The sequence below is a fragment of the Streptomyces sp. NPDC007205 genome (genome assembly GCF_040634095.1).
Taxonomy (GTDB): domain Bacteria; phylum Actinomycetota; class Actinomycetes; order Streptomycetales; family Streptomycetaceae; genus Streptomyces.
Genome location: NZ_JBEYEW010000006.1, coordinates 323,611 through 329,870, shown reverse-complemented (window position 1 = coordinate 329,870; position 6,260 = coordinate 323,611). Strand labels below are relative to the sequence as shown.

The window sequence follows — 6,260 nt, the reverse complement described above, 5'->3', positions numbered from 1 at the left end:
TGCGGACGACCCGGCTTGATGCCCCGCGGCAGCAGCGGCTCAAGACGGGCCCACTGCCCGTTCGTCAGATCCCCACGTCCCACAGGACGTGATCATCACGAACAAGATCAACTTTCGCAACAGGCCCTAGGCCTTGCAGCGGTGGGTGCGGGCGGCGAGTTCGGCGCCGGCCCGGGTGGAGTAGTCGGCGTCGAAGCCACAGCCCGGCGCGGTGCAGGCGGCGGTGTGGGTCTCGCGGCCCCGGCCGTTGTACGAGGTAGCGACCTGCACGGGGCCGATGCGGATCACGTCGCGGAAGCGGCGGTGAGCGGACACGGTGACCTCCTGTCGGGTCAAACGAGTTGGAGTTGACTGGTGATGGCGCGGGTCATCTCGGCGGGCAGGCCGAGGCGGGCCGAGAGCGTGTCGGCGGGCATCGGGGAGCCGGTGGAGGCCTGGTGGGCTTCGGCGAGCTTGCGGGCGTGGTCCAACAGGGCGGCCGGGACGACCGGAGCAGCAGCCGCGCTCTCCACGGGGGCCGGTTCCGACGCGGGAGCCAACTCGGGTGCCGGGGCCGCATCATCGGTGCGATGCGCGACCTCGGGCGTGGTCGGTTCCTCGGTCTCCGGTTCTGCCGGTATCGGGGTGGTGGGTGAGTGGACGAGGAGGGTTCCACCGAGGAACGCCAGGGCGGGCCAGCCAGCGACGAGGATCCGCAGCCATGCGGGCACCTGGTGCAGGTCCAGGAGTCCGGCGGTGGCGATGTTGGCGCCGAGCGAGGCGCCCAGGGCGATGACGAACCAGGTCCAGGCCGAGCGCTCCCGCCGGGCGGTCCGCAGCCGACGCCAGGCGGCGACCAACAGCAGATCGACGGAAACCGGATAGGCCCAGCCCTTCCAGCCCGACTGACCGGCTGCTTCGGCCAGGTCGTGCAGGTGGGCGAAGGACAGCGCACCGGCGATCACGGCTTGGATGAGAACGGGGTCCGGGCGGATGGTGGCAGCCATGGAGATCAGGCCTCCAGGCGGGGGTAGCCGTGTCCGGCGGGCGGATAGGCGCCGGCGTCACTGAGGGCGAACTCGGCGCCGAAGGCACCGGCCATCACGGCCGTCAAGGCGTCCCGCTCGGGGTGGTGGGTCAGGTGGTGGACAAAGGACTCGTACAGATAGCCCAGCCGGTTGACGTCATCGCGTTCGGCGGGGGTGTACTCGCTCCAGTGCTTACGGCCCATCGGGGTTCCTTCCGGTTTTCGGCATGGCGGGGCCAGGGACCTGGCGCGAAAGCGGTCGCGCCGACCGTGGAGCAGGGGGCGTGTTACTCGGTGACCGGTCGCGGCTTGACCAGCGACGGTCCTTCCGCCGGCACCTCGATGGGCGCGTTGGGACGGAACGGTTCGAGGAAGGGAAGGTCCGGGACCAGATGGGCGAAGTCCCGGCAAACCGCGATCACTTCGTCGCGGGAGGTTTCCGGGGTGCGGATCTTCGACCAGCCACCCGAGGCGTCCGCCGCAACGGCGGTCCCGGGCCGTTCCATCGGGATCAAACTGGCGGCCGGTACGGCGTCGGGGGCGACGTCGGCCAGGCCCATCTCGGCGGTCTGCTTGTCGTTGACACGGTGGACAACCCGGCCGGTGAGCTGGGCGCGGAGCATGGTGGCGCCCTTGCCCAGGTCGGAGCCGAAGCGCTGCCCGCAGATCTCCAGGTAGATGCCGACCGCGCGGGCCATCTGCGCCAGCCGAATCAACGCGGTCACGATCTGCTCGCGGCGCTCCTCGTCCTTGCGTGAGGCGATCAGGAACAGCTCCGCCACCTCGTCCACCAGGACGATCACCGGCACAGGCCGCACAGCCTCCGCAAGTTCCCAGATGTCGGAGACGCCGGACGTGCTCAGCAGGTCGAAGCGGTCTTCCATCTCCGCGACCAGGACCGCGAGGAGGGAGGCGGCATCATCCGGGGTGGTCACCAGCGCCGACAGGCGCGGCCCGTACGCGGACTGTTCCACCCCGCGCTTGCAGTCGATACCCGCCAGGGCGACCGGGAGCTTGGCAAGGCCCTTGATCAGGTTGCGCTGGTACATGGACTTGCCCGACCCGTTCGCGCCCAGCGTCAGCGCCATCGGAGCCTTCACGTAGTCCCGCTCGAAGGCGGTCCCGTCATCCCGCAGCGCGACCGGCACGATCATGTCGTGCGGCACGGCCTTACGGGGCATCCGCACCCGGCGCAGCACGTCGTACCCGGTCATCCGCAGCTCGACGAACCCCGGCTTGGTCTCCCGCACGGTCACCGAGTGCACGCCCCAGGCATGACGCAGCCGTTCCGAGGCGGCGGCCACGTCGGCGGGCTCCAGACCGGCCGGAAGCCGCAGCGTCACCCGCAACCCGGTCGAGGTGGCCCGCACCCGGCGGATCTTCGGCGGTATCGGCTGCACCTCACGCCTGGCCAGGTTCCGGGTCACGAACGCCCGTAGGCCCGACGGCCGAACCGTCAGCCCGCACACATCCATCGTGGGCCGGTACGAGAACCCGAACCGCACCAGCGTGGCCGGGAGTCCGACCAGCGCCCAGTACGCGCGCGGGGCTCGCACCTTCGCGTAGCCGACACCACCGGCGGCGGATAAACCGGCCGTGGCCTCCAGCCACATCGTCACGTCGGTCATGGTCAGGCCGCCGAGGTGATCGCGACCGCGCGGAACGAGATGCCGTGGCGCTTCTGACCGTTGAACTCGTTCTCCCAGTCACGGGCCTTCAGCCCGACGACCCGCACGGGCATGCCCGGCGCCAAGCCCTCGGGGTAGCCCGTCTCCGGGATCGTCACCTGGTAAAGGTTCCCCTCCCCCTCGTCCGAGACCAGCAGGCCCACCGTCGACAGGGCCGCGCCCGTCTCTCGGTCAATGGCCCGCTCACCGGTCTTCGCGTTGGCCAGCTTCGGCGTCGGTGCGGTCGCCACGAACACCACAGCGGTTGAAGTGTCGATCTTGAAGGACGGCATTCCTAGCTCTCCCTCGTGGGACGAGCCCTAGGCCGGCGTCGTCATCCCGGCGGATGGCACGGGGCCCAGGGCGCCTTGGTATTGCGACACCACCGAAGCTACTCGCAGAAAAACTGCGAGTCAACAGAAAAACTGTGACTAGTAGCCCAACTCCGGGTCTGCGAGACTGAGGGCGACTACAAGGAGACAGAGATGGCCAATTTTGGGCTTTTTGTTCGCTTCACGCTGCGCGAGGGAGCTGCCGAGGCGTTTGACGCACTGGTCCGCGAGACCGCCGAAGGGATCCGAGCACACGAGCCCGGAACGCTGGTCTACGCGTGCCATGAGGTCGAGGGCGCGCCCAATCAGCGCACCTTCTTCGAGCTGTACGCCGATCACGCCGCCTTCGAGGAGCACGAGCGTCAGCCCCACACGCGTCACTTCCTGACGGAGCGCGACAAGTACGTCGAGAAGACCGAGGTGGACCGCCTCCAGCCGTACGCCGGCAAGTACCCCACGGGAGCTGAGGAGTGACGATCTCCGACACCAAGGCCCTGGGCCCCAGAGTCAAGGAGCTTCGTCGTGCCGCCGGTATGTCACAGAGTGACCTTGCCGCCGCGATGGGGCGCTCAGAGAGCTGGGTGTCACAGGTCGAGAGAGGCGTACAGCCCGTCGAGCGGCTATCGGTCCTGCAAGCTCTGGCCGACGCGCTCAATGTGTCCGTGCGAGAGCTTCGGCCGGACGCTCCCCCGGCGGAGGAATCCGAACCAGAGGCCCAGGCGAGGAGCAACGACCTCGACGGCCTACGAGTAGCCCTCACTGGCCACCCAGCACTGGGCAGCCTCTTTCAGCAACCGCCGGCCGAAGCGAGCCCATCGCTTGCCGACTTCCGCCAGCAGGTGGAGGAGGCGTGGACTCTCGTGCACGCCTCGAGGTATGCGGCGCTGAGCGATCACCTCGCCAAGCTGTTGCCCTCTATCGAGACAGCAGTACGTCATGCGCCCGCGGGCAACCGCACCGAGCTTCACTTCCTGCGCGCCAAGGCGTACCAGGTGGCCGCAGCCAGCTTCACGCGGCAGGACCAGGCGGATGCAGCATGGATCGCGGCAGACCGGGCCCTGCAGGCAGCCGAACTGGCGGGCCAGCCGTTGGAGGTGGTCGCGAGTCTGTTTCGCATGGCGCACGCCTTCATGAGGCAGCGACACATGGAACAGGCGGAGCAAGCGGCGAAGTCCGCTGTGGCCGTCATGGCGCCGAGGGCAGAAGCGCCGGCATGCCCACTGGAAGAGCTCTCACTGTTGGGTGCCATGAACCTGGTCCTTGCGGTGATCAATGCGAGGGAGGGCAACCGAGCGCGGACTCATGAACACATTGAGCGGGCACGAGGGATCGCGGCGCGGTTGGGGGAGGACCGCAACGACTTCGATACGGAGTTCGGGCCGACGAACGTGGAAGTCCACGCCGTGAGCACAGCGGTTGAACTGGGGGACGCAGGGCTTGCCCTGGACGTGGCTCAGGACGTTGACACATCGGGCCTGTCGCCCGAGCGGCAGTCGCGTTTCTTGCTTGACGTGGCGCGAGCGCACGCGCAGCGGCGACACGTCGGCGAGGCCACAGCCGCGATCTTGGAGGCGGAGGCATTGGCGCCCGAGCAAATCCAAGACCACCATCTGGCCCGCGAGGTCATCCGCGACTTGATCCAGCTCTCCGGTCCCCGGGTGCCTGAAGCCCTGCGTGACTTGGCCGAGCGGAGCGCTGTCCTCTAGACCTGTCGAGTCTCAGTTGATGGTTGACGGGTTGGCGTCGGGTGATGCTTGACGTCTGCCCTAGACGATCTTCCGGCGGTTGTGTTCGCCGGACTTGCGGACCACCACCTCCTTCCTGGTGACACGCGGGACGGTGGTGATCAGCTCGCCGCTGTGGAAGACCCGGATCACGTCCTCGCTCAGGTGGGCGGTGACGACCTGGTGGGCATAGCCGCGGCCGAGCTGGACGCGTTGTCCGGCGACCATGAAGCCGCCGACGCTGCTGACCGTCCGCTCGGCAATCTGCTCGGCGGGCGGAGGCAGCAGTGGTGGCGGCCCTCCCTGCACGCGGATCAGACGCGCACAGCCAAGCCGAGGCAAGCGGTGTCAAGCATCAGGTGAAGCCACAACGTCAAGCATCAACCGAGACAAGACAAGCTGTCCTCTAGACCGACCTGTTACAGATTTCTCTACCTCATCAAGCCCCGGCTGCGCTCCGCTCCGCCGGGCGCGCTTCCCGGCTCCGCTGCGGGCGACGCTCCTGCCTTCGGCCCGCTCCGCCCGCGCTGCGCCGACGCGCGCCCACTGGTGGGTAGGGCCGGTGGCCATGAGTCGATCACCGCGTACGCGACGGTCAGAACAGTGCCTCCGGCGGGGGATCGGCCGGCACCGGGATGGAGGGGGCGCCGTCGCCGACCGCGGGGCCGTGGTGGCCGATGCAGGGGGCTCCCATCCCGCACACCATCGACCCAGGCAGAGCCGAGCAGACGCGGCCCCTGGCGTCCAGGTCGTTCGTACAGTGGCGCGCTCCACCTGGACGCCAGGAACCACGCCCGCTCCACGGTGTGTGGGTCGACGGCGTACGGGATGGGAGCTGGGGAGAGTGGTGGCGAGGGAAGCGGAGTAGGGAGGACAGGACCCGTACGTGGTATTCACAAAACCACAACCTTGCACGAAGTGAACAGGATTGCCCGTACTGCCGCTCTACACAGGTGCGGATCGGGGCGGTTCACTGCTCACAGATACTCGTTAGACCCGGAACGTGGTTGATTGAGTGTCTGCCTGCGGCCGGGTTGTTCAGCCCTGGGGAGCTAGCGCCTGGCCGCGGGTGGTCGCGGGAACGTAGAAACGAATACTCCGAACCCAGCGGTGAATTACTAGCCATAGCGAAGCCTTCACTAATCGACATTTTGCAACCAGGTAATACTGGGTACAGAGGGAGCAACAGTCACTCTACAGTCCGGAGCGGCAGTAATGGATATCCCAGTCTACAGAGATAGCAGCGAAGCCCAGGAAACCACCAATGGTGGTCTCGCCAACGACCTCCCTGCGGCAAGGCGCATGCCCGACACCATTTTCGTCAATAGAGCCACAGATGCTGCGCAGCTGGTCACTTCGCCAGCAATTTGTCTGGCTGGTTATGAAGACGACTCAATTGAATCTCACATCGTTCGGGGCATCGACTGAGGACTACCTAGCCCTTCATTCGGAAAACAAGAGCGCGTGACCCATCTAGCGCAGGTACAGGATTTTCCGGGTCATGTTCCGTTGGCGTTTCCGATTCATCCGC

At 67.2% G+C, this 6,260-nt stretch carries 8 protein-coding genes and 1 pseudogene; 3 read left to right on the top strand and 6 right to left on the bottom strand.

Translation table 11 applies throughout. From position 1 onward, the window contains the following. Nucleotides 1-126: 126 nt before the first annotated feature. From ABZ624_RS14090 to ABZ624_RS14070, 5 genes are all read right to left on the bottom strand, one after another. Entirely contained in the window at nt 127-315 is a 189-nt protein-coding gene (locus ABZ624_RS14090) for a mobile element transfer protein (protein WP_360086919.1), read from the bottom strand. 17 nt (nt 316-332) lie between these two features. Beyond that, nucleotides 333-986 carry a DUF2637 domain-containing protein gene (locus tag ABZ624_RS14085; protein WP_360086916.1) on the bottom strand — a complete coding sequence of 218 codons (654 nt, stop codon included), beginning with the start codon at nt 984-986 and terminating at the stop codon, nt 333-335. 5 nt (nt 987-991) lie between these two features. Continuing rightward, nucleotides 992-1,210, bottom strand: coding sequence for a hypothetical protein (locus ABZ624_RS14080; protein WP_360086903.1), 219 nt, complete (start codon nt 1,208-1,210; stop codon nt 992-994). Nucleotides 1,211-1,293: 83 nt separating this feature from the next. Continuing rightward, nucleotides 1,294-2,634 carry an FtsK/SpoIIIE domain-containing protein gene (locus tag ABZ624_RS14075; protein WP_360086900.1) on the bottom strand — a complete coding sequence of 447 codons (1,341 nt, stop codon included), beginning with the start codon at nt 2,632-2,634 and terminating at the stop codon, nt 1,294-1,296. A 2-nt stretch (nt 2,635-2,636) separates the two neighbouring features. Next, nucleotides 2,637-2,966 (bottom strand): hypothetical protein, encoded by a 330-nt coding sequence (locus ABZ624_RS14070; RefSeq protein WP_360086897.1) that lies wholly within the window; start codon nt 2,964-2,966, stop codon nt 2,637-2,639. Nucleotides 2,967-3,158: 192 nt separating this feature from the next. Between ABZ624_RS14070 and ABZ624_RS14065 the strand changes: the two genes are divergently transcribed. Continuing rightward, nucleotides 3,159-3,479, top strand: coding sequence for an antibiotic biosynthesis monooxygenase (locus ABZ624_RS14065; protein WP_360086894.1), 321 nt, complete (start codon nt 3,159-3,161; stop codon nt 3,477-3,479). Further along, nucleotides 3,476-4,711 carry a helix-turn-helix domain-containing protein gene (locus tag ABZ624_RS14060; RefSeq protein ID WP_360086891.1) on the top strand — a complete coding sequence of 412 codons (1,236 nt, stop codon included), beginning with the start codon at nt 3,476-3,478 and terminating at the stop codon, nt 4,709-4,711. Before ABZ624_RS14065 ends, ABZ624_RS14060 begins: the two co-directional genes overlap by 4 nt. Nucleotides 4,712-4,771: 60 nt before the next feature. Here ABZ624_RS14060 and ABZ624_RS14055 read toward each other — a convergent pair. Continuing rightward, nucleotides 4,772-5,029 (bottom strand): annotated as a pseudogene (locus ABZ624_RS14055) (IS481 family transposase); the annotation flags it as partial. A gap of 915 nt (nt 5,030-5,944) precedes the next feature. Between ABZ624_RS14055 and ABZ624_RS14050 the strand changes: the two are divergent. Beyond that, complete coding sequence (locus tag ABZ624_RS14050; protein ID WP_360086888.1) at nt 5,945-6,157, top strand: hypothetical protein; 213 nt, start codon at nt 5,945-5,947, stop codon at nt 6,155-6,157. Nucleotides 6,158-6,260: the final 103 nt, after the last annotated feature.

Coding starts and splice junctions, on each gene's coding strand:
- ABZ624_RS14080 (WP_360086903.1), bottom strand. CDS start 1,210: ATGGGCCGTAAGCACTGGAGCGAGTACACCCCCGCCGAACGCGATGAC.
- ABZ624_RS14065 (WP_360086894.1), top strand. CDS start 3,159: ATGGCCAATTTTGGGCTTTTTGTTCGCTTCACGCTGCGCGAGGGAGCT.
- ABZ624_RS14075 (WP_360086900.1), bottom strand. CDS start 2,634: ATGACCGACGTGACGATGTGGCTGGAGGCCACGGCCGGTTTATCCGCC.
- ABZ624_RS14085 (WP_360086916.1), bottom strand. CDS start 986: ATGGCTGCCACCATCCGCCCGGACCCCGTTCTCATCCAAGCCGTGATC.
- ABZ624_RS14050 (WP_360086888.1), top strand. CDS start 5,945: ATGGATATCCCAGTCTACAGAGATAGCAGCGAAGCCCAGGAAACCACC.
- ABZ624_RS14070 (WP_360086897.1), bottom strand. CDS start 2,966: ATGCCGTCCTTCAAGATCGACACTTCAACCGCTGTGGTGTTCGTGGCG.